General features: G+C 65.8%; 26 protein-coding genes and 3 pseudogenes. 14 read left to right on the top strand and 15 right to left on the bottom strand.

All coding sequences use genetic code 11. The features are described from left to right. Nucleotides 1-531 (bottom strand): IS6 family transposase (locus LH62_RS25525; RefSeq protein ID WP_043366759.1); only part of this gene is annotated, 531 nt, incomplete at its 3' end. Nucleotides 532-794: 263 nt separating this feature from the next. Beyond that, complete coding sequence (locus LH62_RS25530; protein ID WP_043366625.1) at nucleotides 795-1205, bottom strand: cupin domain-containing protein; 411 nt, start codon at nucleotides 1203-1205, stop codon at nucleotides 795-797. Nucleotides 1206-1839: 634 nt separating this feature from the next. Here LH62_RS25530 and LH62_RS25535 point away from each other — a divergent pair. The 3 genes from LH62_RS25535 (at nucleotide 1840) to LH62_RS25545 (ending at nucleotide 3837) form a co-directional block, all read left to right on the top strand. Continuing rightward, on the top strand, nucleotides 1840-2301 hold the full coding sequence (locus LH62_RS25535) for a carboxymuconolactone decarboxylase family protein (protein ID WP_043366626.1): 462 nt from the start codon (nucleotides 1840-1842) through the stop codon (nucleotides 2299-2301). A gap of 2 nt (nucleotides 2302-2303) precedes the next feature. Then, the gene (locus LH62_RS25540) at nucleotides 2304-3239 is read left to right on the top strand and encodes a sigma-70 family RNA polymerase sigma factor (protein WP_052215061.1); all 936 of its coding nucleotides are present in this window, start codon (nucleotides 2304-2306) and stop codon (nucleotides 3237-3239) included. Between the two features lie 289 nt (nucleotides 3240-3528). Continuing rightward, nucleotides 3529-3837, top strand: coding sequence for a hypothetical protein (locus LH62_RS25545; protein WP_043366628.1), 309 nt, complete (start codon nucleotides 3529-3531; stop codon nucleotides 3835-3837). Between the two features lie 135 nt (nucleotides 3838-3972). On the opposite strand, the gene tnpC is transcribed toward LH62_RS25545, so the two are convergent. From tnpC to tnpA, 3 genes are all read right to left on the bottom strand, one after another. Further along, nucleotides 3973-5493 carry an IS66 family transposase gene (gene tnpC / locus LH62_RS25550; protein ID WP_043366629.1) on the bottom strand — a complete coding sequence of 507 codons (1521 nt, stop codon included), beginning with the start codon at nucleotides 5491-5493 and terminating at the stop codon, nucleotides 3973-3975. Between the two features lie 78 nt (nucleotides 5494-5571). Continuing rightward, nucleotides 5572-5922 (bottom strand): IS66 family insertion sequence element accessory protein TnpB, encoded by a 351-nt coding sequence (gene tnpB / locus LH62_RS31650; RefSeq protein ID WP_043366630.1) that lies wholly within the window; start codon nucleotides 5920-5922, stop codon nucleotides 5572-5574. Continuing rightward, complete coding sequence (tnpA, locus tag LH62_RS31655; protein ID WP_043366631.1) at nucleotides 5919-6320, bottom strand: IS66-like element accessory protein TnpA; 402 nt, start codon at nucleotides 6318-6320, stop codon at nucleotides 5919-5921. The genes tnpB and tnpA overlap by 4 nt, the downstream gene beginning before the upstream one ends. A 92-nt stretch (nucleotides 6321-6412) precedes the next feature. Between tnpA and LH62_RS25565 the strand changes: the two genes are divergently transcribed. Further along, nucleotides 6413-6904, top strand: a complete 492-nt coding sequence (locus tag LH62_RS25565) for a transposase (RefSeq protein WP_082012909.1) — start codon at nucleotides 6413-6415, stop codon at nucleotides 6902-6904. Between the two features lie 78 nt (nucleotides 6905-6982). Here the strand turns inward: LH62_RS25565 and LH62_RS25570 are convergent, their stop codons facing one another. Next, nucleotides 6983-7711, bottom strand: coding sequence for a CBS domain-containing protein (locus LH62_RS25570; RefSeq protein WP_052215062.1), 729 nt, complete (start codon nucleotides 7709-7711; stop codon nucleotides 6983-6985). Nucleotides 7712-8064: 353 nt separating this feature from the next. Then, nucleotides 8065-9099, bottom strand: coding sequence for an IS110 family transposase (locus LH62_RS25575; protein ID WP_043366763.1), 1035 nt, complete (start codon nucleotides 9097-9099; stop codon nucleotides 8065-8067). Nucleotides 9100-9396: 297 nt separating this feature from the next. Here LH62_RS25575 and LH62_RS29580 point away from each other — a divergent pair. Further along, nucleotides 9397-9681: pseudogene (locus tag LH62_RS29580) on the top strand (transposase); the annotation flags it as partial. Between the two features lie 50 nt (nucleotides 9682-9731). Beyond that, nucleotides 9732-9989 (top strand): annotated as a pseudogene (locus LH62_RS32190) (transposase); the annotation flags it as partial. Nucleotides 9990-10058: 69 nt separating this feature from the next. Here LH62_RS32190 and LH62_RS25580 read toward each other — a convergent pair. The 3 genes from LH62_RS25580 to LH62_RS25590 form a co-directional block, all read right to left on the bottom strand. Next, nucleotides 10059-10775, bottom strand: coding sequence for an IS6 family transposase (locus tag LH62_RS25580; RefSeq protein ID WP_043366635.1), 717 nt, complete (start codon nucleotides 10773-10775; stop codon nucleotides 10059-10061). A gap of 201 nt (nucleotides 10776-10976) precedes the next feature. After that, nucleotides 10977-11687 (bottom strand): IS6 family transposase, encoded by a 711-nt coding sequence (locus LH62_RS25585; RefSeq protein ID WP_043366765.1) that lies wholly within the window; start codon nucleotides 11685-11687, stop codon nucleotides 10977-10979. Nucleotides 11688-11823: 136 nt separating this feature from the next. Then, nucleotides 11824-12585 (bottom strand): SDR family NAD(P)-dependent oxidoreductase, encoded by a 762-nt coding sequence (locus tag LH62_RS25590; protein ID WP_043366637.1) that lies wholly within the window; start codon nucleotides 12583-12585, stop codon nucleotides 11824-11826. Nucleotides 12586-12775: 190 nt separating this feature from the next. On the opposite strand from LH62_RS25590, the gene LH62_RS25595 reads away from it, so the two are divergent. After that, nucleotides 12776-13750 (top strand): zinc-binding dehydrogenase, encoded by a 975-nt coding sequence (locus LH62_RS25595; RefSeq protein WP_043366639.1) that lies wholly within the window; start codon nucleotides 12776-12778, stop codon nucleotides 13748-13750. A 113-nt stretch (nucleotides 13751-13863) separates the two neighbouring features. Next, nucleotides 13864-14160 carry an ATP-dependent Clp protease adapter ClpS gene (clpS, locus tag LH62_RS25600; protein ID WP_082012910.1) on the top strand — a complete coding sequence of 99 codons (297 nt, stop codon included), beginning with the start codon at nucleotides 13864-13866 and terminating at the stop codon, nucleotides 14158-14160. 304 nt (nucleotides 14161-14464) lie between these two features. Here clpS and LH62_RS25605 read toward each other — a convergent pair. Next, nucleotides 14465-15520 (bottom strand): annotated as a pseudogene (locus tag LH62_RS25605) (IS3 family transposase); the annotation flags it as partial. A 100-nt stretch (nucleotides 15521-15620) separates the two neighbouring features. Between LH62_RS25605 and LH62_RS25610 the strand changes: the two are divergent. Beyond that, on the top strand, nucleotides 15621-16649 hold the full coding sequence (locus tag LH62_RS25610; protein ID WP_043366769.1) for an IS110 family transposase: 1029 nt from the start codon (nucleotides 15621-15623) through the stop codon (nucleotides 16647-16649). A gap of 805 nt (nucleotides 16650-17454) precedes the next feature. Here LH62_RS25610 and LH62_RS25615 read toward each other — a convergent pair. From LH62_RS25615 to LH62_RS25630, 4 genes are all read right to left on the bottom strand, one after another. Beyond that, on the bottom strand, nucleotides 17455-17685 hold the full coding sequence (locus LH62_RS25615; RefSeq protein WP_082012912.1) for a hypothetical protein: 231 nt from the start codon (nucleotides 17683-17685) through the stop codon (nucleotides 17455-17457). Nucleotides 17686-18435: 750 nt separating this feature from the next. Next, nucleotides 18436-18735 (bottom strand): hypothetical protein, encoded by a 300-nt coding sequence (locus LH62_RS25620; protein ID WP_043366644.1) that lies wholly within the window; start codon nucleotides 18733-18735, stop codon nucleotides 18436-18438. Nucleotides 18736-19112: 377 nt separating this feature from the next. Then, a complete protein-coding gene (locus tag LH62_RS25625) occupies nucleotides 19113-19607 on the bottom strand; it encodes a transposase (RefSeq protein ID WP_201445652.1) in 495 nt (164 codons plus the stop codon). Between the two features lie 149 nt (nucleotides 19608-19756). After that, nucleotides 19757-20491, bottom strand: coding sequence for an IS6 family transposase (locus LH62_RS25630; RefSeq protein ID WP_052215065.1), 735 nt, complete (start codon nucleotides 20489-20491; stop codon nucleotides 19757-19759). 222 nt (nucleotides 20492-20713) lie between these two features. Between LH62_RS25630 and LH62_RS25635 the strand changes: the two genes are divergently transcribed. The 5 genes from LH62_RS25635 to LH62_RS31310 all read left to right on the top strand — a co-directional run bounded on the left by LH62_RS25635 (nucleotide 20714) and on the right by LH62_RS31310 (nucleotide 24396). Continuing rightward, nucleotides 20714-21652: a sterol desaturase family protein gene (locus LH62_RS25635; protein ID WP_201445653.1), complete on the top strand. Its 939-nt coding sequence runs from the start codon at nucleotides 20714-20716 to the stop codon at nucleotides 21650-21652. A gap of 67 nt (nucleotides 21653-21719) precedes the next feature. Beyond that, on the top strand, nucleotides 21720-21845 hold the full coding sequence (locus tag LH62_RS32470) for a hypothetical protein (RefSeq protein WP_255360031.1): 126 nt from the start codon (nucleotides 21720-21722) through the stop codon (nucleotides 21843-21845). A 111-nt stretch (nucleotides 21846-21956) separates the two neighbouring features. Continuing rightward, nucleotides 21957-22604 carry an IS6 family transposase gene (locus LH62_RS25640; RefSeq protein WP_236552696.1) on the top strand — a complete coding sequence of 216 codons (648 nt, stop codon included), beginning with the start codon at nucleotides 21957-21959 and terminating at the stop codon, nucleotides 22602-22604. Nucleotides 22605-22612: 8 nt separating this feature from the next. Next, nucleotides 22613-23422 carry an LLM class flavin-dependent oxidoreductase gene (locus LH62_RS25645; protein WP_201445654.1) on the top strand — a complete coding sequence of 270 codons (810 nt, stop codon included), beginning with the start codon at nucleotides 22613-22615 and terminating at the stop codon, nucleotides 23420-23422. Then, nucleotides 23419-24396, top strand: coding sequence for a tripartite tricarboxylate transporter substrate binding protein (locus LH62_RS31310; protein WP_052215066.1), 978 nt, complete (start codon nucleotides 23419-23421; stop codon nucleotides 24394-24396). Before LH62_RS25645 ends, LH62_RS31310 begins: the two co-directional genes overlap by 4 nt. Nucleotides 24397-24519 lie beyond the last annotated feature (123 nt).

The following is a 24519-nucleotide window of genomic DNA, read 5'->3' on the forward strand; positions in this document are numbered from 1 at the left end:
TCGTCGCGTCGGCTGATGTGAATTCTCGGCCCGGTTATTAAGGCCCTTGTGCTGGCGATGCTCGACCCCAGGCATCACCTCCCGTTTGGCTGCCCCGTAGCTTGGGAGCTTGTCAGTGACCATGACGCGTGGCGCCCGACATTGCCGCTTCAGCAGCTTGCGCAGCAGGCGCTTGGCGGAACGCTTGTCGCGTCGGCTCTGCACCAGCACGTCGAGCACCACCCCGGTTTGGTCCACGGCACGCCAGAGCCAGTGCTGCACCCCAGCGATCTTGGCCGCTACCTCGTCAAGGTGCCACTTGTCTCCGGCACGGGGCAGCCGCCGCCGGATGCGACAGGCGAACTCCCGGCCGAACTTGAGCGCCCACTGCCGCACCGTCTCGTGGCTGACCACGATGCCGCGCGCTGCCAACATCTCCTCGACCATGCGCAGGCTGAGTGGGAAGCGGAAATACAGCCACACCGCCTGGCTGATGACCTCGGCCGGGAAGCGATAGCCGGCATATAGGGACTTGATGGCTGGCGGGCTCATTTCGGCCGTCTACCGGACCGAACCCGGCCAGCCAAGCCCCGCTTAACCTGACGGTGCCCCTGACGCGACTGCCTCCATGGTGATGGCCAGGGCGGCGCCGCCGAGCAAGCGGCGGCGCGAAGGACCGGCCCCAATGATCGTCTCCACTGTTGTCGTCCTTGTTGGAGGAAATGTGCCGTCGCCGCTTCGGTCGAACGTAGGAACATGGACCCGCACGTCGGCGTCAGGACGCTGCCATTGAAGCCGGCCATTATCGCCACTGGTCAGTAGGGCAGCACTAGGTTCCTTTCGCCGGTGTCCACGACGAAGACGGCGAGCAGCTTCGCGGATTCGGTCGTACTCGCGTTGCGGCTCACTGCGTGCCGGTCGCCTGGGTTTTCGGAGAAGTTCTGCCCGGACCGGTACACCGTCTCGGCACCATCGTTCACTTGGCTGACGATGGTACCCTCAAGAACAGTTGCGTAGATGAAGGCCGAGCTTGGATGCCGGTGGGCCGCCGAGGAGCCACCCGGCCCATATTCGACCAGCACGCCCACGAGGCTCTTGCCGGGTACGTTTGGCAGCGGGTGCTCATAGACCTTGGTAACCTTGGCCTCCCCGGGCCCGGCAGCGAATGCCGAAGACATGGCAAGGACCGTCGTAGCCACAGCGGCAAGGAGGGAGTTTCGGAGCATGCTAAAGTTCCTTTTTCAGGTGAACAGGAAGGAATGGTGGTGTCTGTCGCGGCTGACCACGACCGTGGACAAAATGTCGGGCGGGGCCTTCAACGCTCGGGGTCGAGGGCGCCGAAGCACCTCGTGATGCTTGCGACGCAGCCGCTGCACAGTTCTCGGACCAACAAGGCCACCGCCTCGACCAACATGATGCTCATCTGCCTCGTCCTCGCTTCTCGCCACGTTCCATCGGAAATCGCTGGCTTACTTGATAGGACGAGTGGGAGACGGCGGATGTGACATGCCATCGGCAATTTTCTTCAGGCGCCGAGGGCTGCGCTTGGAGTCCGGCGAGGGGTACCATTCGGTCAGGTGGAGATTTAAAACCCCAAAGAGATTGAACGTGGACTGGTCAAGACCGCCCAGGAGGTCGAGGTTCGTCGCGCAACTAGGGCTGGTCTTCCGACCCCAATGGCGATGGTGCGTCCCATGACGCCGCAGGTCTTCGCCCCGTTCCCGCAGGATCGCGCCGGATGGTCTCATGGCGCAACCGCCTGCCAGTCTCTTTCCTTACCCGGGAAAAATCTCAGCGGGTCGCGTCACATCCGGTGTTGCCACCTCGTCTTATGGGCGGAACCCTAGAGAGGATGCCCTTATGACGCCCCGCCTGAACTATTTTGCCGCCGCGCCCAAGCTTCTGCAGGCCATGATGGCCCTGGAGAAGGCCGTGATCTCCAGCGGCCTGGAGCATGGCCTGATCGAGCTGGTGAAGACCCGCGCTTCTCAGATCAATGGCTGTGCCTTCTGCATCGACATGCACACGCGCGACGCCTTGAAGGCTGGCGAAAGCCCGACGCGGCTTTTCCTGCTGGATGCTTGGCGCGAAGCGCCGCACTACACGGACCGTGAGCGCGCAGCCCTGGCCTGGACTGAGGCCCTGACGCTGGTCGCCGAAACCCATGCGCCGGACGAAGCGTATGAGGGGCTGCGGTTCCACTTCTCCGACGAGGAGATCGTGCAGCTGTCGGTCCTGATCGGCACCATCAACGCCTGGAACCGTCTGGCGATCGGCTTCCGCAGCGTTCCCGACCAGCTCCCTGTCGCGGCGGCTGCCTGACCGTGACCGGCGAGCCCGATCCCACGGAGCATTTTATCCCGTTGCATGCCGAGCTGATCGGGCTCGCCTACCGCATGACCGGTTCTTTCGCTACGGCGGAGGATATTGCTCAGGAAGCTTTCTTGCGCTGGAACGCCGCCGACCGGGCGCAGATCGAGATCCCTCGTGCCTGGTTGCTGAAGACTGCGGCGCGGCTGAGCCTCGATCACCTGAAGTCCGCCCGGCACCGGCGCGAAACCTATGTCGGTCCGTGGCTGCCCGAACCCATGCTGGAAACAGAAGAGCCACCCCAACAGGCCGCTCATGAGCAGGCGCAGGACATTTCAGTTGCATTCCTGCTCACCCTGCAGCGCCTTTCCCCGGCTGAGCGCGCCGCGTTCATCCTGCACGACCTGTTTGAAACGTCCTTCGCCGAGATCGCGTCCCTTCTCGGCCGGAGCGAGGCCGCGTGCCGCCAGCTAGCCACCCGCGCCCGAATGCATCTCGGTGAAGCCCAGCCCCGCCACACCGTGACCAAGGAACAAGCGGAGCGCATCGCCCGAGCCTTCTTTGCCGCCTCGCGCGACGGGGACGAAGTTGTCCTGCGCCAAATCCTGGCCGGCGAGGTGATCCTACACACAGATGGCGGTGGTATTCGCAACGCCGCCTTGAACCTGATTAGGGGCGCTGAGAAGGTTACTCGCTTTTTTGCCGGTCTGTCCCGCAAGGGCCGACAGGCACGCGTGCCCCTGCTCCATCTCGGTCGTATCAACAGTTTGCCGGGCTACATCACCCTCGAGGCCGATGGTCTGCCGCAAACCACGGCCCTGGACATAAAAAATGGGAGAATCGTCGCGATTTACATCGTGCGGAATCCAGAGAAGCTAGGTGCGGTACAGGCAAGATTGAGCGCCGAAGTTGCTACTGTTCAGCAGGGCATCGCTCCAATCGCTGAATGAATCAAGTTTGTCTCAGATCGAAGTTGGCCACTTAAGCAGCGCGACAGAGGGCGTAAGCAATGCCTTGGCGGAAGGCAGGCGGGAGTTTCGTAGCGACGAGGGAGTGGCGGGACAGTGCGGAACGCTGATCACTCCAGATTTCCCACAGTACGGCGGCAAGGCTGTCGGCAAAGGCGAGCCGCTGCTCGTGGTACAGGCACTGTGACCTGCCCTTGCTTTGTTGAAACCCTTGGCTAAGTCTGGCGATTGGACTGGCGTTCGACGGAGCTGGGGTGCAAGCGATGCGAGGATGTCGAAGTCGGCGGTGCGAGTTGCCCGCGAGGCGCTAGCGGCGGGCCGGGCAGCCCTGCCGGAGTATGGCAGCCGCTTTTCGCGGCGGGACTACACGCAAGCCCAGCTTTTTGCCCTTCTCGTGCTGCGCCAGTTCCTCCGGACCGACTACCGGGGCGTTGTGGTGCTCGTCGCGAAGTGGGCGGAACTGCGCCGCGCGCTCGGCCTCTCGAAGGTGCCGCACTACTCGACGCTCGCCTATGCTTCGCACCGGATCCTCGCTGACGCCGAGGCTGGGGGGCCTACCGCGAGGCTCAGGCCGTGGTGACCCGGCGTGCCAGCGGGCACGACCTGATCGACGCCGCCCCCGTCGCGGCGGTGGATGCGACTGGCCTCGAGACGCGGCACGTCAGCGCCTATTTTGGGCTGCGGCGTAAGAGTCCGGTGACGCGACGACCGAGTGTCAGCTTGCTGCGGCAGCTGCGTCGCTTGGCAGGTTCCGCGACAGGAACTCGACGACCCGACTGACAAGATGGTCGGCGATGCGCTCCAGCACGCGGCGGAGGTAGGCCTCCGAGTCGAGGCCGTTGAGCTTGGCGGTGGCGATCAGCGAGGCGATTGCCGCAGCACGGTGGCCGCCGGTGTTGGAGCCTGCAAACAGCCAGTTCTTCCGGCCGAGGGCGAGCGGCCGGATGGCCCGCTCGACTGGGTTGTTATCCGCCCCCGGCCTGCCGTCCGCGACGTAGCGTGTCAGCGCGTCCCATCGGCTGAGGGCATAGCGGATGGCCACGGCCAAGTCGCTGTGCCCGGAGACCCGGGCGAGGGTCGCGTCGAGCCAGGTGCGCAGGCCCTCGAGGATCGGCCCCGCCCTCGCTTGGCGCTGCTTGGCCCGCTCATCGGGCGGCTGGCCACGGATGTCCTGCTCGATGGTGTAAAGCAGGCCGATGCGGCGCACCGCCTCGGTCGCCAGCGGCACTTGGCCGGTGGCGTGCAACTCGAAGAAGTAGCGCCGGACATGCGCCCAGCACGCGGCCTCCTGCACCTGGCCGCCGTCGTACAGGCCGTCGAACCCACTGTAGCCGTCGGCCTGCAGCACGCCGCGGAACCCGGCGAGGTGCGCTTTGGGATGCTCGGCCCGGCGGTCCGGACTGTAGCGGTAGAGCACGGCGGGCGGGATCGTGCTGCCATGCGGCCGCTCATCGCGCAGATAGACCCAGAGCCTGCCGGTGCTGGTCCTGCCGAGACCAGGGGCGAGGACCGGCACCGGCGTGTCGTCAGCATGTAGCACAGCGCCCGCCAGGACATGCTGGGCCAAGACGTCCAGCAGCGGCCGCAGCAGTGCCGCCGACTGGCCGACCCAATCGGCCAGGGTCGAGCGCTGCAGGTCGACGCCGTCCCGGGCATAGATCTCGCTCTGCCGGTACAGCGGCAAGTGGTCGGCGTATTTGGCCACCAGCACATGGGCCAGCAGCCCCGCCGTGGCCCGGCCGCGACGGATCGGCAGGCTCGGCGCCGGGGCCTGGGTGATGGCCTCGCAGCCGCGGCAGGAGAACTTCGGCCGCACGTGCCTGAGCACCCGAAACCGGCCCGGCACGTAATCCAGCACCTCGGTCACGTCCTCGCCGAGGCGGCGCAGCGTGCCGCCGCAGACCGCGCAGGCATGGGCCTCCTTGCCGTGCTCCACCACCTCGCGCGGCAGGTGCTCGGGCAACGGCCGCTGGGCAGGCTTGCGGCGCTCCGGCCTGGCCGCGGCGTCCGCCGGATCCTCGGCGGGTGGCGGGGTGGGCGCCTCCGTCTCCAGCTCCTCGAGCGCCGGTTCCAGCTGGTCCGCCTCGGCCGACAGCCGCTCCGACGATCGGCCGAACTGCAGGCGCCGCAGCCGGGCCAGCTGGAGCCGGAGCCGCTCGATCAGCGTGCGCTGATCGGCCAGCGCCTCAGCCTGCGCCAGCACGATGGCGCGCAACGCGTCGGCGTCATCGGGCAGGGCGGCAAGATCGAGGACTACGACAGCATGATGTTCGACACCGCGCGTCGTGCCGAATGAATCTCGTGCGAGCCAGTGCTATCCCGCCATCTCCGGCCGCCAGGTGCGGGTGGGCATGCGCCAGTCGATGCCCTCCAGCAGCATCGAGAGTTGCGCGGGCGTGAGCGACACCACGCCATCCTTGGCCTGCGGCCAGACAAAATGCCCGCGTTCCAACCGCTTGGCGTAGAGCACCAGGCCCTGGCCGTCCCACCACAGCGCCTTGACCAGATCCCCACGGCGGCCGCGGAACACGAACAACTGCCCGCTGAACGGGTCCTGCCCGAGCGCCTCCTGCACCTGCCGCGCCAGCCCGTCGAAGCCGCGCCGCATGTCGGTCGGGCCCGCGGCCAACCAGACCCGCACCCCCGGCGGTGGCCCCGGGATCACCCGCGCAGCGCCGCCAGCACCCGCCGCAGGGCAACGAGGCCGACCTCTTCGCCCATTCGCACCCGGATGCCGTCGGGCAGCTCGATCTCGATCGCCGCAGCCTTGCGGGATGATGGTGGCGGCGCAGGCTCCGGGTCGGGCAGCACCTCGTCCTGACGACCGGCGACGGTAACGCGGACCGGCACGAACTCCGGCGTCGGCTCGGCCACCAGCAGGCCATCCCGAGCCTGGCGCCGCCACTGGAACACCAGGCTGCGGTAGATGCCGTTTCGAGCCGCCACCTCTGCCACCTGCACGCCCGGTGCATCGCATTCGGCCAGGATGCGGAGCTTGTCGGCCAGGCTCCAACACCGACGCCGCTCACGCCCGGTGATGATCTCGGCCGTCCCGCTGCCCATGACTTTACAGACGACCTTACGCCCGACGTTAAGGCCCCCAGCCTCAACGGACGCCAAAGACCAGGGAAGGCGATGGAGGCCGGACGCTTACGCTGCGGCGAGGCGGCGAGGGACATCGCCAACGCGTTTGGCCGAAACTCACCGCCGTAGTCCATGCCCACTCGCACCTCATTCTCGGCGCGGTGCCCGGCGCTGGCCCGAGCCAAGACTCGCCGGACGTTACCCCGGCCATGCGGCAAGCCGCAGCGCCCATCCGGATCGACACAGCCCTTGGTGATGCGGGCTACGATGCGGAGCATAACCACCGCCTTTGCCGCGAGTACCTCGGTGTTCGGCAGGCAGTGGTCCGCCTCAACCGCCGCAACACGGGCTGCCGCTGGCCCAAGACACCCTATCGGCGCGCCATGCGACATCGCTTTCCGAAGACCACCTACAATCAGCGTTGGCACGCGGAGAGCGGTTTCAGCCAGCACAAGCGCCGCCTCGGATCAGCCTTGACCGCCCGCGGCGACGCTTCCCAGGCACGCGAACTCGTCCTCCGTGTCCTTATCCACAACCTCATGCTCCTCGCCGGAGCCGCATGAGCCTTTCAACAGAGCAACTGTCAGTCCGAACCCCGTAAGCTTGGAAAGTTGTACCCAGCCATAGGCGCCGCTTACGGCTCAAGCCGGCTCCCATCTGTTCCGACTGCTGGTGCGGTCCACGACGCGCTTCACCCCTGGTACATTTTCGGCCAGCACATAGAGCGCGCGGCTGACCGCTTCTGAGCGGCTGAAGCCGAAAATTTCCACCACCCCGTCCTGCACATGCACGGCGGTATGAACCGTGTCCGCCCAAGGTTCTCGCTGCATGGCAGCGATAATGGCGCGGTGGATTTCGTCGTCGGTGGTGTTATCGGCCTGAGGCAACTCCTGCGAGACGAGAGCGCGGACAAGATCGGAGCGAGCAACGACACCAAGCAGCTTCCCGTCGTCGGTGATCGGCACGCGGCGAATTCGATGGTTCTCCATGATGCGGGCAACGTGGGCGGCGCTGTCCCTGGGGCTCGCCGTAACCACTCGCTCGGTCATGACCTCGCTTGCCTTGACACCGTGGCTTCGGGCGTAACGGTCTGCCCTTCCAACCGGGCTGTCGAACAGACGCGATAACCATCCGGACGGCTGGTCGTCCTCATCGGCCAAGCGCCGGATCAGATCTGATTCCGTAACGATGCCGAGCAGCGTTCCCGCCGCGTCAGTTACCGCGACAGCGGAAATGCCGCGATCGGAAAACATGCGAGCGATGGCGGCAACCGGCGTTTCGGACGAGACCGTCGTCATCCCAGCCGTCATTACGTCGCGGGCACAAAGCGAGGTCATGATGTCCTCCTTGTTCTTGCGCCTGGGCAGCATGCTCCTTCAGCGAGCGGCTGTTCTAGCGCCAACTTGGGGTAGTCAGGGCTATTCATGCTTCGCACCGCTCTTTTTTCATGTGTGGACGGTCCCCTCGATGCAAGGGCTTTGTGGTGTGATGGCGCCGCGGTCGGGTGCGGTCATGTGTCCGGCCTCGATGTGCGGTACGCATGACCGCGGGCCTTGATGGAATCCGCGAACCCTGCTCCCAATCAACGGATCGCGCTCAATCGCGCTTTGAAAAACTCGGGTTTGGCAGGGTTTCGGGATCGACCGGTGTTGCCATCACTCCGCTTCGCCCTCACGCCCCCATCGGCCGCGGCAGCTCCGATGAGGAAGCTCTACACCCTCGTTTACGCGGCGGCCGGCACGGCTCCTGCGAGCTTGGGCGCCCGGTACGCGTCACCGCTGCGCAGCATGGCCCAGATCACCCGGGCGGTCTTGTTCGCTATGGCGATGGCCGCAACCTTAGCTGGCCGGCGCTCGAGCAGCCTCCCCAGCCAGCTTTCGGCCTCCTGCGCCCTCTGGCTGCGGATCACCGCGACGGCACCGATGAACAAGAGACGTCGCAAGTAGGCGTTCCCTGCCTTGGAGATGCCGCCTTGCTTGGCCTTGCCGCCACTGCTGTTCTGCTTCGGGACCAGCCCCCATGCCGCCGAGAGGTGCCGGGCGGAGGTGAAGTTCGAAGCATCCCCGATCGTCGCCACAACGGCGGAGGCGGTGATCGGTCCGACGCCCGGGATCTTGGCCAGCCGCCGGCTCGCCTCATTGCCCTTGTGCCACTCCAGGATCAGCGCCTCGAGTTTGTCGATCTGCGTCTCCACCGCTTCGATCTGGGCAGCGAGGCAGTTGAGCGACGCCCTGGCGAGCGGGGGTATCCTGGTGTTGTCCGCATCGACCAGCTCCGCCAGCAGATCGGCGACACGACGGATCCCCTGGGCGGCGATGATGCCCAGCTCGGCCAAGTGACCCCGAAGCGCGTTCACCAGAGCGGTTCGCTGCCCGACCAGCAGCTCACGGGACCGGTGCATCATCAGTGCCGCCTGCTGTTCAGGCGTCTTGATCGGCACGAAGTGCATGTTGGGTCGGGTGACCGCTTCACAGATGGCTTCGGCATCGGCAGCGTCCGTCTTGCCGCGCTTGACGTATGGCTTGACGTAGGTGGGTGGCAGCAGCCTCACCTCGTGCCCGAGAGCGGCGATCTCGCGGGCCCAGTAGTGCCCTGTGCCGCACGCCTCGATACCCACCAGAGCCTTGGGTCGGTCCTTAAAGAATGAGAGCACATCCCCGCGGCTGAGCTTGCGGCGCAATACGACCTGGCCGGCGGCATCGACCGCATGGACCTGGAAAAAGTTCTTGGCGATGTCGAGACCGATGGTGGCCGGGATGGCTGTTGCGCTAGTCTTCACGGCGGACGGCTCCTTTCGCTCGGTGTCCTCAACAACCCGAGTTTGGCACATAGATGCCGCTCAGGGGCCGTCCACCCCATCAACGGAGCTAGCTAGAGGCTGTTATGAACCGCGGATAAGTTATTGAGACTCAAGGCTTTTCTGACCCAGCCTCCTGAGCAAAAGCTGAACGAAATCAGTGGGTTGGGTTGAGGTCCATAACACCCTCTAAGGACAAAACCCGGGCTGAGGTGTTGAGGAGGGATGGCTCTCCTCGTTCCTGATGACCTCTGAGCGGTGGTGGAACCGCTGCTGCCGCGGGAGCGGCCGAAGCCGAGAGGTGGCAGGCCGCGTGCGCCCGACCGTGCGGCGCTGGCGGGCATCTTGTTCGTGCTGCGAACGGGCATCCAGTGGCATGAGGTGCCGACCGAACTGGGCTGCTGCGGCAAGACCTGCTGGCGAAGGCTGGGCAAGTGGCATGCCGCCGGGGTCTGGAGAGGACTGCACCGTGTGCTGCTGCAGCGGCTGCAGGACGTGGGCGCCCTGGACTGCAGCCGGGCGGCGCTGGACAGCACGGGACTGTCTGATTTTCTGTGTATCGGGCCGTACGATGCTGCTGAGGGAGCCACCGTATGCCGAGACGCAAACAACCCCACATCCCGGATGAGTTGCTGGACCAGCTCCTGGCCGGGTCTGACGCCCGGGCCGCCCTGGCCGACGGCGGGTTGCTGGACGGGCTCAAGAAGGCGCTCGCGGAACGGGCGCTGAACGCCGAGCTGGACCACCACCTCGAGGGTGGCGAGCCGGATGGCCGGGCCAACAGCCGCAACGGCTATGGCAGCAAGACGGTGCTGACCGGCACCGGCCGGCTGGATCTGCAGGTGCCGCGGGGGCACCGTCAAGTTGTCGGCGCAAGGCCGACCGAGTTGACTGGCCGAGCTCCGGCGCGGGGTTGGAGTTCAGGCCGCGGCGGTGACCTCGCTGACGTCCGCCCATACTTGGAACCTACGCGCCCTTGCGGCTCGATGTTCACTGGCGGTGATGTGGTCGCGGCGGAGATGAAAGAGATTGGCGATCTGATCGTGGGCGGAGAGGAAGCGCTGTACATGCCGCGCTGACTTGAAGCGCTTCATCTGCCGTTCTCGGCGTCGCAGCGGCTGGTGTGAATTCTCGGCCCTGTTGTTGAGGCCCTTGTGCTGGCGGTGCTCGACACTGGGAATCAGTTCTCGCTTGGCGGCGCCGTAGCTTGGGAGCTTGTCAGTGATCATGACGCGGGGCGCCCGGCACTGCCGCTTGAGCAGCTTGCGCAGCAAGCGCTTCGCCGCACGCTTGTCGCGTCGGCTTTGCACCAGCACATCGAGCACCATCCCGGCCTGATCCACGGCGCGCCAGAGCCAGTGCTTCACCCCGGCGATCTTGATAGCCACCTCATCGAGGTGCCACTTGTCACCAGAACAGGGCAGCCGCCGCCGGATCCGGTTGGCGAACTCCTGGCCGAACTTGAGCGCCCACTGCCGGACGGTCTCGTGGCTGACCACGATGCCACGCGCCGCCAGCATCTCCTCTACCATGCGCAGGCTGAGCGGGAAGCGAAAGTATAGCCAGACCGTTTGACTGATCACCTCGGCGGGGAACCGATACCCGGAGTAGGGCGACTTGGCGGCTGGCGAGACCATCCGGAGCCACTACCGGACCAGGGTCCGCCCGCCAAGCTGCGCTCGACTTGACGATACCCCCTCGAGACCTGACTGGGCGCCTCGGCCTGCGACTACGGACCGGTGTTCCGCAAGGTCGACCGCTGGGGCAACATCGAGCACGCTCGACGGTTGCGTTGCGAAGTTTGCGGCAAGTCGCAGCTGGCCGCGACAGGCTTCGGATCAGGCGGCGACTTGGAACAGCTCAGCGACAAAGGTAGCTTGGGTCCGCATGTTGCGTCCGCCAACTCCTCGAACCTGCCCCTTCCTCCTCATCGCTATCGTCTCGTAGCCTGCCAGGGTTCGTCGTGCCGTGTGGAAACTGCCGAAGCCCAGACCCGGCCTGACCAGGCGTTTCAAACGCCGATGGTCTTGTTCCACAATGTTATTGAGGTACTTACATTGCCGTAGACGAAAGAAGCGCCATAGCTCGCCGTCTGCCTTCATCTCCGCCGCGGCGCACGGGTAAGCTGGGTTCTTGTCCACCGTGATCGTGCGCGGGTTCACCGTATGCGGCTGCTTAAGTGCCTTGCGGAAGAAGCGCTTCGCAGCCTCCGCGTCGCGCTTGGCCGAGAGCAGGAAGTCGATGGTCTGCCCACGGCTGTCCACGGCCCGATACAGGTACATCCAGCGGCCTTTCACCCGGACATAGGTTTCGTCCACCCTCCAGGAGCCGTTGCCCAGGCGCAGGTGCGGCCGAATGCGCTTCTCGATCTCCGGTGCATAGGTCTGCACCCAGCGGAACACCGTAGTATGCGCCACCTCGACGCCGCGGTCGGCGAGCATGAGTTCGAGGTCACGGTAGCTGACCGGGAACATCAGGTACCAGCGGACCGCCCAAAGGATCACCTCGGCGGTGAACTGTCGCCCCTTGAAGGACTGATCCGGCCTCACCGAGGCCGTTCGCCGCCGTCTCGACATGCCCTGGTTTGTACCTGCTCAGGGCGGCGCCGCAAGAATGCAACAGAACCAGCGTATCGGCAAGCTTGGCATAGCTCCGATGAGCCGGGACGCGTCGTGCATCCGTCGGCTACATCTTCTTGCCCGTGGTCCAGCCTCCGTCCACGGTCAGGATGCTTCCCGTCATGAAGCCGTTCTCCTCGGCCGCCAGGAACAGGATGGCGAGGGCGATCTCATGCGGTTCGGCCCAACGGCCTAGCGCATGGATGTCGCGAATGGCCTGGGTGTAGCTCTCATCCTGGAAGTAGCGCTCGGTCAGCGGCGTGCGCACGACACCCGGCGCCACCGCATTGACGCGGATGTTGTGCTCGCCCAGCTCCAACGCCATCTGCTTGGTCAGGCCGACGACGCCGTGCTTGGAGGCCGTGTAGGCGGCTCGTTTGGGCGCCGCCATCAGGCCAAGGGTGGAGGCCAGGTTGACGATGCGCCCCGGCTGGCCCAGCGCGACCAGGCGCCGCGCGAAGGCTTGGCTCGGCAGGAAGGTGCCCGACAGGTTTACGTTGATCACCCGCTGCCACTCGTCGAAAGAGAGGTCGAGCAGCGGGACGATCTCCCGCACCCCGGCCGAGTTGACGAGAACATCCAGCCTGCCAAGAGCGGCCTCAGCCGCGGCAACGAAATCCGCCGCCGAGGCCGGGTCGGCAACATCGATGCGGAAGGCCTGTGCCTCGCCCTTGCGCCGGCGGATCTCGGAGGCTGTTGCCTCTGCGCGCTCGTGGTCGAGGTCACCGACTGCGACACGCGCGCCTTCCGCTGCTGCCGTGTAACACACTTTCTGGCCGATCCCGCTGCCGCCGCCGGTCACCAACACGGCCTGATCCTGAAAGCGCATGGCGTTCCTCCATGTTTTTCGGAAGACTACGAGCGGGCCAGGGATCGCGCAATCTTCGCCGCTCCCGCTCGACAATCCCGGCGCGACGCCCCTTGGTCAGCCGGTACGGCATGCGGAATTCCCGCCACTGGCCTGCGAAGCTGTTTCACGCTCTACTCGCCGCCTTCCATGCAGCAGAGAGCAAGCCGCGATGAAGGCAGCCGTTGTTACCGAGTCCGGCGTCGAGGTCCGCGACGTGCCGGAGCCGAAGCCGAAGCCGAACGAGGTGCTGGTCCGCGTTTGCGCCGCCGGGCTGAACCGCGCCGATCTGGCCGTGGCCGCCGGGCAGGCGCATGGCAGCATCGGCGGCGCCGGGACCATCGTCGGGATGGAGTTCGCCGGCGAGGTCGCCGAGGTCGGGGCCGAGGTGCCCGACAGCATCCGCCCCGGCATGCGCGTGATGGCCAGCGGCGCGGCAGGCTATGCCGAATATGCGGTGGCGGATTGGGGGCGCGTATCCCCTCTCCCCGATGCGAACATGGGCTGGGTGCAGGCCGCGACGCTGCCCATCGCGTTGCAGACCATGCATGACGCGGTGGTGACGAACGGCGCCCTGAAGCCTGGCCAGAGCATCCTGATCCAGGGTGCGAGCTCCGGCGTCGGGCTGATGGGAATGCAGGTGGCGAAGGCGATGGGTGCGTCGCTGGTACTCGGCAGTTCCTCCGATGCGGACCGGCGGGGGCGGCTGGCGGAGTTCGGCTGCGACGTCGTGGTGGACACCGGCGATGCCGGCTGGCCCGACCGCGTGCTGGACGCGACAGGCGGCCGGGGCGTCGACGTCATCGTCGACCAGGTCTCGGGGAGCGTCGCCAACGGCAATCTCCGCGCCTGCGCGATCCTGGGGCGGATCGTGAATGTTGGGCGCCTCGGCGGCGCCCGGGGCGAGTTCGACTTCGACCTGCATGCAATGCGCCGCATCAGCTATATCGGCGTCACCTTCCGCACCCGCACCTTGGAAGAGGTGAGGGAAATCAACCGCCGCATGCGGGCCGACCTGTGGCCTGCGGTGGAGGCGGGGAAGCTCCGACTGCCGCTGGACCGCACCTTCCCGCTGGCGGAGGCGGCAGCGGCGCTAGCGCATATGAAGGCCAACGCGCATTTCGGGAAGATCGTGCTGGAGTGTTGAGGCCCGGCGCCGGCTCATGCCTTTCAGCGCATCCTCCGCCCTTGCAGCCTCCTTCAAAGGCAAGTAGCTGACCTGCCACCAGCGACGGGAGCGGTGCGATGCCGGAACCTGACATGACGACCATTCCGCGGGTGAAGCCAGAGCTGAAGGTCGAGCGGCCGAAGCTGCACAAGGTGCTGCTGGTGAACGACGACTTCACCCCGCGCGCCTTCGTGGTCACGGTGCTGCGGGCGGAGTTCCGCATGGGCGACGGGCAGGCGCAGCGGGTCATGATGACGGCGCACCAACGCGGCGTCTGCGTGGTCGCCGTCCTCACCCGCGAACTGGCGGAGGAGAAGGCGACGGCGGCGACGGAGATGGGCCGGAAGCAGGGCTATCCGTTGCTCTTCACCACCGAACCCGAGGAGTAGACGGCCGGCTTCTCCTGCCGATACGCTGTCCGCAACGGGGGCTACACCCGTGGGCGGAGACGTGCATGCGACCGATCATCGGGCGCCGCCAGACCATGGGCCTGGCTGTTGGAATGCTGGCCGGGGCGGCGCTGCCGGCGCGCGCCATCCCGATCGCGGATGTGCCGGCGCCGCGCCTCGACCCGGAGCCGGGCGCGAGGCTCCGGGTGCTGCGGCCGGCGAAGTACCGGTGCGCGTCAAGATAGTTGTCGCCTTGGTCTCGTAGTATCCTCCCCTCACCGGTCTGCTTCGACGTGCTGAGCGCGACGATGCTGTCGCGCTCTGGGTTGAGGGTGACGGCGCCGATCGGGGTCCAGTTGCGGGTCGGCCCGCTCCAGCGGCGAGGATTGGCCTCGCGTGCCTGCTGGTACAGCGCGTGACGGGCGGCCAGGATGGGCCGGTCCTCGGTGGCATGGCGCTGGGCCGGGGTGACGTAGCGGATGCCGCTGTGACGATGGTCGTGATTGTACCAGTGCACGAAGGCGGACGCCCACTGCCGCGCCTCGGCGAGGTCGGCAAAGCCTGCGGCGGGGAAGTTGGGGCGGTACTTGGCGGTGCGGAACAGCGCTTCGGCATAGGAGTTGTCGTCGCTGACCCTGGGCCTCGAGTGCGAGGGCGCGATGCCGAGCCAATGCAGCATGGCCAGCACGGTGGTGCCCTTCATGCTCGGGCCGTTGTCGCCGTGCAGCACCGGACGGTGCGCGCGGGTATGGATGCCCTCGGCCAGCGCCGTACGGCGGACCAGATGCGCGGCGTGCTCGGCCTGGTCGGTCTCATGCACCTTGTGGCCGACGATCTTGCGGCTCCAGAGGTCGAGGATGAGGAACAGGTAGAACCAGCGCCCCTGCACCCGGGCCCGCAGGAAGGTCACATCCCAGCACCAGACCTGCCCAGGCGCGGTGGCCACATGCGTCCTGGGCAGTCCGGCGCTCCGTGGCGGGCGAGCCCGGCCGCGGTACCGCATCTGGCCATGGTCGCGCAGCAGGCGGTGGAAGCTGGCCTCGCTGGCGACATAGACGCCCTCGTCGGCCAGCGTCGGGACGATGCGGGCCGGTGGCGTGCTGGCAAAGCGCGGCTGGTTGGCCAACTCTACAATCCGCGCCCGCTCCGCCTCGCTGAGTGCGTGTGCCGGCCGTGGCCGAACGGCCCCGGGCCGGCGGTCGGCCCGGACCTGGCCGTCCTCGGCACGCCAGCGCTGGACGGTACGCTGGTCGATGCCGGCCAAAGCACAGGCCGGGGCGAGCCGGGCGCCGGCGGCGCAGGCCGCCGTGATCTCAGCCATCAGGGTCTGGCGGTCCTCCAGGCGGGTCATTCGTCCTCGCCGTCACGGAAGACCGCATCCAGTTTTTGTGGGATGGCCCGCCCCTCCTTCCCGCTGGCGTAAGCTGGCCGGGCAACCGGGGTAAGGGAGCGGACCCATGTTGGCGATCGCGGTACTCGGAGTGGATCTGGGCAAGAACAGCTGCAGTGTGGTGGGGCTGGACGCGGCGGGTCGGATGGTCTTGCGCCGACGTCTTCATCGGGACGGGGTGGTGAAGCTGGCGGCGGGCTCACCGGGCTGCGTGGTGGCGATGGAGGCCTGCTGCGGAGCGCATCACCTCGGCCGCAGGCTGCGCGACGCGGGGCACGAGGTGCGGCTGATGTCGCCCGAGTACGTCCAGCCCTATGTGAAGGCGCAGAAGAACGACGAGCGAGATGCCGAGGCCATCGCCGAGGCCGCGACCCGGCCCACTATGCGGTTCGTCGAGCTCAAGAGCGAGGCGCAGCTCGACATGCAGAGCCTGCACCGCGCCCGTGACCGGCTGGTGGGGGAGCGGACGGCGCTGATCAACCAGCTGCGCGCCATTCTGCTGGAGCGGGGAATTATCGTGCCCCAGGGTCGGCGCAAGCTGGAGGTCTACCTGGAAACCCTGCTGTCCGAGGAGCGAGTTTCGCTCAGCCCACGGATACGGCTGCTGGTCGAGGATCAACGGGCTGAATGGCGTGAGCTGGACCGGCGTATAGAAGCCTTTGACGAGGAGTTTGCGGCTGCGGCCCGGAGCGACGAGGCTGCCCGGCTACTGACGACGATCCCCGGCATCGGACCGCTGAACGCGACAGCTCTGGTGGCGGCGATCGGGCGGGCCGCGACCTTTGGGCGGGGACGGGACTTGGCCGCCTGGCTGGGGCTGGTACCACGGCAGATGACCACGGGCGGCAAGCCGAAGCTGCTCGGGATCAGCAAGCGCGGCAACGTCTACCTGCGCAAGATGCTGATCCACGGGGCGCGGGCGGCACTGCCGGCGCTGCTCAAGAGTGAGGGCTTGCTTGGCGGGTGGCTACGCGGCCTGAGCGCCCGGGCGCACGTGAACACGGTGGTCGTGGCGCTCGCGGCCAAACTGGCGCGCATCATCTGCGCCGTGCTGCGCAGCGGACAGCGGTTCGAGATGAAGGTGGCGACGGTGTCGTAGCCCAGAGGATCAGTCAGTCGCGCTGACCTGGCGCGAAGGGCTGGATGAGGTCTGCGGGTGGTGGAAGCGAGATGGCCTGACAGTCAACCGGTGTCCTGGAACCCTGGTCAGAAAAATGGCGCTCTGACGCCGCTAGTTTTATGAGGACCGGGACGCGCGGATCTCCATCTTGGCGGGGAGCTTGTCTCCCACGCCGGATACGTTGGCGTAGACCGTTCAGACCAAGCTGTGAAAACCCTTGCAGACGGGGCGGGCCATACGTTTTCTGAGCACCAGCAAGGCAGCCGTTTCGGCCAATGCCTTGTCCTTGCGGTGCAACTCGCGCTCAAGCTCCCGGACCCGCCGGTCCTCCCGCGCCTCGACGGCGCTCGCCGCTCGCCGGGGCCGGCAATCGCATCATGCTTCCAGGCCTCCAGCTCAGCGGGGTAGAGGCCCTGCTCGCGGCACCAGGCACTGCGGGCAGCCTCGTCCATCGTCGCCGTGACGATCACCGCCTCCAGCCACGCCGCCGGCGTCCAGCGCTGGTTGTTCGTCAGCTCACCAGGTTGCGGCCAGCGCCTCAACTCGCCAGCGCTCCAAAGTACCAACGCTGACCCCGACCTCGCGGAACACCAGGTCGATCGCCGCGCTCCCTGGTGGCAGCAGCCGCGCCACGATGCGCTCCCTGAAGGCTTGTCCCTATCTCGCCATTCTCGATCATCCACGCCCCATCATTGCGTGATCCTATCCACGCGACAACTGCTCTGACACCGGGGGACCCTGGCCAAGCCATAGGCGCGGCTCGTGACCGGAGAGATGGCCCGGCTCACCGCCTCGACCTTTGGCGGCCCAAAGGGCGGCCGCCCTCCAGAGCCGCAATCTTCTGCTCCAGCAACTCGTTGGCCATGGTGACCTCGCCGAGCTTGGCCTTGAGCCGGAGCAGTTCCTCATCGCGGCTGCTGCGCTCGCGCTCCTTCATCGCCGCCTCCGCCGCGATTAGGGCACGGTCGCGCCACTCGCTCAGCCGGGCAACGGTGACGTTGAGCTCGCGGGCCACGGTCTCCAGCGGCTCGCCGCGTAGCAGGCGGGGGACGGCAGCCAGCTTGCCGAGCGGGGTTGCGACGCTCCGGCCCGGCCGCGCCCGAGGGGCCGCCGGCGTTAGCGTTCTGGCCGCACGCCGGCGCCCCCTCGGGCTTGTCGCTGTGGTTCTGGTCCATTGGTCTGACCTCCGGTTGCGGTGATCTCTACCGCAGCCGGCTGTCTCATCGAACCGTGCCGCACCCCAGGCGATGCGAGCTTGGGCGATGCTGGCGGATGGCTGAATTTTTACCGTAATTTTTGTTTGAGAAAACAGATTTTTTCCGCTGCATTCAAGTAGTCGCCTCTTTCTAACCGCATCCTGTTAGCATTACTTAAAATACAACTGTTGTATGTTGCATTATTTGTAAAGGCAGAAGCATAATTAGGCGCCGATTTTTTGAAAGAAGTTAAAGGATCATCTCTCAAAAAGGCAGATAGCCCCATAAGTGCCATAATACCAATCGAGAAAAAGAGAATTTTGAATTTATTAAGCATTGTTTTACAAAACCGGGAAACCTTAGCGCCAATATTAAGAGGCAATGACCCAGCCCTCTCAGATTTCTAAAAAACTGATAACATGCGATGAAACAACTGTGTTTGGGTGTGTGCCTTTTTATTAGCCGTACCTCACCTGCGATAACACTCGCGTAATGCAATCAAGCCATGTGAGGTGTGGCGCTGCGAGCTTGAGCCAAGGTGGCGATGGGCTAAACCTTGTCCTTTCGTATCAACCATCTCTCTGCTGCCTCGAGAGCAAGGCGGTGGGAATAAACGGCCTCGATGAACTGCTTTGCTTGACCGACAGGCTTTTGAACTTCGCATCAAGTTCCATCAACCGTACCGCGTCAGCCGTAGTCATGCGGCCGGCCCAACGCTTAACAAAAAGCGACTTCATCTCGGCTAAGACTGCGTTCATCTGCAGTCCAAACCAAGCATTCCCCTCAACCACAGCGGCATCCATCGCCGTATAAATGGTCGGGCCGGAAAGGCGCTGGCTGTACTCGGAAGAGGACATCTTGGCTGACATAGCCACTTCTTGCTTTGGGTAACTATTGCAGAAAACGTCTTTTTGGCTCGAGAGGGGGCCACTCAGCCCCAGCCTGCTTACCTTAGGACAAGGGCAGCGCGAGCTCCTTCCAGCTCCCAGTAGGAGTGAATTAACCCGAAGCCAAATCGGCTGGAAACGTCATTGCGCCATTCTGTGCCTCAAATCATGCACTGCGATAACCGCCACACTCCGCAGATTAGCCGCTGCCCTTTCTGCGAGGTGGCGGGGGGCCACCAACCCCCGCCGCCAGTGGGAGACGCAAACGGTTCTTTGCAGCTCCGGCTTACTCCCTGACGACCATGCCCCTCGACCGCTTCCGCCGCCTTCGTTTTGCCTGCTTAAGAAGCTGTACGCGATTAAACTCCTTGCTGCGCCTGGGTTTGGGCGACGAGACGGCATGCGATGATGGAGATCATCGCATTCCAGATGTGCCCGGCAAAGAGATCCGCGGCGCGGTCGTACACGATATTGAGCCGCCGGTAGCGGCTGAGCCAGGCGAACAACCGCTCCACAACCCATCTGATCCCGTTCGGCAGGAAGCGCCCGTCGCGCGTGCCGCCGGGCGAGACCGAGACATGGATGTCATGCTCGAGCGCTGCCGCGGCGAAGGGCGCGCCTTTGAAGCCACTATCGCCGAGTAGGTCACCTTCGAAGCCGAGCGCGGCCAGCCGCGGCAGCATCGGCAGAACGCCCGCGCGGTCGTCTGTGTTGGCCGGCTGCAGTTCGAGATCGAGCAGCGATCCATGCTTGTCGCAGACCGCGAACAGCTTCACGCCTTTGACCAGCTTGCTACCATCGATGCCGCGTACCCAGGCGGTTGGGGCTGACCGCAGGGAGCGGCTGTCGGCCACCACTGCCGAGGGCAGCACCTCGTCGCCGCAGGCCAGTCGCCAATCGAGCGCGAGACGTTGGCCCAGCCGTCGCCACAGGCCCAGGCGGGTCCAGCGGGTTCTGTTGCAAAGTTTGCAGCAAGTCGCAGCTGGCCGTGGTAGGCTTCGGATCAGACGGCGACCTGGAACAGCTCGGCGACAAAGGCGGCTTGGGCCCGCATGTCTCGTCGGCCTACCTTGTTTACCTGCTCCTTCCTGATCATCGCCATCGCCTCATAGCCTGCTAGGGTTCGTCGTGCCGTGTGGAAGCTGCCGAAGCCAAGCCCTGGTCTGACCAGGCGTTTCAAGCGCCGGTGGTCTTGTTCCACAATGTTATTGAGGTACTTACATTGTCGTAGCCGCGAGCGTCGCCACAGCTCGGTGTCCGCCTTCATCTGTTCGACAGCGCAGGGATAGGCCGGGTTCTTGTCTACCGTGATGGTGCGCGGGTTCACCGTATGCGGCTGCCCAAGAGCTTTGCGGAAGAAGCGCTTCGCAGCCTCGGCATCCCGCTTGGCCGAAAGCAGGAAGTCGATTGTCTGGCCGCGGCTGTCGACAGCGCGATACAAGTACATCCATCGGCCTTTCACCCGCACATAGGTCTCATCGACCCTCCACGATCCATTGGACATGCGCAGATGGGGTCGGAGCCGCTGCTCCAGCTCAGGTGCATAGGCCTGGATCCATCGAAAGATGGTGGTGTGCGCGATATCGACACCGCGCTCCTGCAGCATGAGTTCGAGGTCGCGGTAGCTGATTGGGAACATCAGATACCAGCGCACTGCCCAGAGGATCACCTCAGCCGTAAATTGCCGCCCTCTGAAGGTGAGATCCGCCCGGAGTTTCGCCAGTCGCCGCCGTACCATGCCCCAGCTTGGCCTCGATCGCGCCAAGCCGCAAAGGATGCAACGGAACCCGACCGTCCGCTCCGCGTGGGTGAGGGGCGGATTAGCGGCTATCTTTCAGTCGCTTTGGGCACACTGAGCGTGCTAGCGGTCTTGTGCTTCCTGTTCCCAGACGTTTTGACCACCCCGTCGCTCCGAGCGTCCTATGACCTGCCGCTGCTACGGAGGCTGTTGGCCGGAGGGATGATCTTCTCGGCCGCATTTGGCCTTTTGACCTTCATCTTGGGTCGGCAACGTCGGCTGGGTGCGCTTGGCATCTTGCTGACCCTCGTCGCTACCTATCTCGGCGGCAGTTCGGTCCCGGTCGGTCCGCGCTACGATACACCCGGCTTCATCGGGCTCGACTGGTTCATTCTCGATCTGCTGGCCTCTGCGGCAACGTACACCGCGTTGGAGAAGATTGTACCGCACCGGCGCGACCAGCCCATCTTGCGGCCGGACTTCTGGCATGACGGGCGCTATTTTATCTTCAACCATCTTGCGATCGGCATTTTCCTCTTCGTCAGCGTTAAGCTAGTCCCGTCGCTATTCTCATGGTCGGTCAACACAGACCTGCAATCCTGGTTTAGATCGCTGCCAGGTGTGATGCAGTTCCTGGCGATTTTGGTGACGGCCGACTTAATGGAATACGCCATCCACCGAGCGATGCATGAGGTCCCAGCGCTGTGGCGCTTCCACGCTGTGCACCACAGCGTGGAGCGGATGGACTGGGTGGCAGGCTCGCGCCTGCACTTCCTGGAACCATTGGTGACCAGGATGGCAGTGATGCTACCTGCCTTTGTGCTGGGCGCGTCCGACACGCCTCTGCTCTGCTACATCGTTTGGGCCGGGTTTCAGGCCGGACTCGTGCATTCAAACTTCGGTCTGAACTTCGGGCCACTAAAATACCTGATTGCCACGCCGCAATTTCACCATTGGCATCATGCCAGCGATAGGGAAGCGATCGACACCAACTACGCTGCCCACCTCCCAGTACTCGACCGTCTATTCGGAACCTACCATATGCCGCTCGATCGCTGGCCGAAGCACTACGGCGTGGTAGGTGACCCGCTTCCCAAGGGTATGCTGCGGCAGTTTTTCTATCCGTTCCAGCGCAAGGATCCGACCCCGCCGCCAGTGTGATGCTTACGCTACTAAGCGGGCCATCAAATAGGTATCATCTTGCTGTGCGCTGTGCGACGGTTCGGGCATGGTGCTGCGTCGTGACTTCCGCAAGCTCGATCCGACCGCCCAGGCAGAGCTCCGCCGGGTGGCGGTTGGCATGGTCGAAGCGGGCAAGACGCGGGTCGAGGCCGCGGCGGCACCGTCAGGTTGAGCGGGGCTTGGCTGGCCGGGTTCGGTCCGGTAGACGGCCGGAATGAGCCCGCCAGCCATCAAGTCCCTATATGCCGGCTATCGCTTCCCGGCCGAGGTCATCAGCTAGGCGGTGTGGCTGTATTTCCGCTTCCCACTCAGCCTGCGCATGGTCGAGGAGATGTTGGCAGCGCGCGGCATCGTGGTCAGCCACGAGACGGTGCGGCAGTGGGCGCTCAAGTTCGGCCGGGAGTTCGCCTGTCGCATCCGGCGGCGGCTGCCCCGTGCCGGAGACAAGTGGCACCTTGACGAGGTAGCGGCCAAGATCGCTGGGGTGCAGCACTGGCTCTGGCGTGCCGTGGACCAAACCGGGGTGGTGCTCGACGTGCTGGTGCAGAGCCGACGCGGCAAGCGTTCCGCCAAGCGCCTGCTGCGCAAGCTGCTGAAGCGGCAATGTCGGGCGCCACGCGTCATGGTCACTGACAAGCTCCCAAGCTACGGGGCAGCCAAACGGGAGGTGATGCCTGGGGTCGAGCATCGCCAGCACAAGGGCCTTAATAACCGGGCCGAGAATTCACATCAGCCGACGCGACGACGAGAACGGCAGATGAAGCGCTTCAAGTCGCCTCGGCAAGCACAGCGCTTCCTCTCCACGCACGACCAGATCGCCAACCTCTTCCATCTCCGCCGCGACCATGTCTCCGCCGTCCAGTATCGTGCCGCAAGGGCGCGGGCGTTCGAGGTGTGGGCGGGTATCAGCGGGGTCGCCGCCGCGGCCTGAACTCTGTTGTGCGTCGCCTTCGGCATGCCAGCGCGGCGGCAAAGGCCGGCAAGTTGACGGTGCCGCGCGGGCCGCTGAACGCGCCGCGCGTACCGCAGGGCCGACCCGTCTATGTGCAGGCCGGCTCCTCCGAGGATGGCCGCGGCTTCGCCGCCCGCTGGGCGGAGGCCATCTTCACCGCGCACCAGACCTTGGCGAGCGCCCAGGAATTCTACCGCGACATCAAGTCCCGCGCCCTCGGCCTCGGCCGCCGGCCGGAGCATATCAAGGTCCTGCCGGGCCTCAGCCCCTTCATCGCCGGCACGGAGGCGGAGGCGCGGCGGCTGCAGGCGGAGTTCAACGACCTCGTCCAGCCCGGCTATTCGCTGCAGCAGCTGCGCGGGATGCTCGGCATCGACTTCACCGGCCATGACCTCGACGCACCCTTCCCGCGCCACCTGATCGCGCCCGACAATGCCCGCGCTGTCGCCAGCCGCTTCCAGGTCGTGCTCGACATCGTCGACCGGGAGAAGCCGACCCTTCGCGGCCTGCTGCACCGGCTCGCCGGGGCGCGCGGGCATTTCGTCATGGCCGGCACGCCGGAGCAGGTGGCCGACCACATCGAGACCTGGTTCACCCAAGGGGCGGCGGACGGCTTCAACATCATGCCGCCCTGGCTGCCCGGCGGTTTCACCGCCTTCGCCGAGGAGGTGGTGCCGATCCTCCGCCGGCGCGACCTGTTCCGCGAGGAATATGCCGGCGCGACGCTGCGCGACCATTACGGCCTGCCGCGGCCGAAGAGCCGCTTCGCCGCCGCCTCGCGGAGGCTCGCCTCGTGAGCCGCGCATCCGTCTCCCGCCGCGGCCTGCTGTCCGGCACCGCCGCCCTCGCCCTCGCCCTGGCGCGCCCGGCCCTGGCGACCGGCTTCCCGCAGCGCCCGCTGCGGCTGGTCATCTCCTCCGCCCCGGGCGCCAGCCTCGATGCTCTGGCCCGCATCCTCGCGCCGGCCTTCGGTGCCCGGCTCGGCCAGGCCGTCGTGGTCGAGAACCAGGGCGGCGCGAACGGCATGCTCGCAGCGCAGCAGGTCGCCCGTGCCGAGCCGGACGGGCATACGCTGCTGCTGACGGGCGATGCCATCGTGATCGCCAGCCTGGCCCAGCCACAGTCCGGCCTCAGCTTCGACACCGCCTTCGCCCCGGTGACCCAGGCGGTGCGAGCGGCGCAGATCCTCGTGACCCATCCCGCCAGCGGCATCGCCGATATCGCCGGCTATGTCGCAGCCGTGCGGGCGCGGCCGGGCGCGCTCAACGTCGGCCTGCCCGCCCAGGGTGGCATCGCGCAGGTGGTGCACGAGATGCTCGGCCTCAGGCTCGGCGGGCTGCCGGTGGAATATGTCAGCTACCGCGGCGGCGGCCCGGCCATCACCGACCTGATCGCGCGCAACACCCAGGCGCTGGTGATCACGCTGCCGGCCGTGACGGAACAGGTGCGCCAGGGCGCCATAATCCCGCTGGCGGTCAGCACCGCGGCGCGCGATGCCGCCCTGTCGGAGGTGCCGACGCTGGCGGAGACGGTGGCGCCCGGCTTCGACATCGAATCCTGGCAGGGCGTTCTGGCGCCGGCCCGCACGCCGCCGGGGGTGGTGGCGCAGCTCCATGCCGCGCTCGCGGCGGCGCTGCGGGACGCCCCGGTGGCGGAGCGGCTGACCGGCCTCGGCTTCGGCATCACCGCCTATGGTCCCGACGAGTTCCGGGAGCGTACCCGCCGGTCCAGCCACGAGTTCGAGCCGGTCATCCGCCGCATCGGCAGCTGACCATGGATGGATGGCCCGCGACCGCCATGGCAGCTCACAAAAACACTACGAACAGATGGGTTTTCAAATTTGACCACATCAGTTCGGCGTGGAATCCTGCCTTCACCCGATCGCAGCCGCGTC

Origin of the sequence: Belnapia sp. F-4-1 (assembly GCF_000802185.1) — a bacterium.
GTDB lineage: Bacteria > Pseudomonadota > Alphaproteobacteria > Acetobacterales > Acetobacteraceae > Belnapia.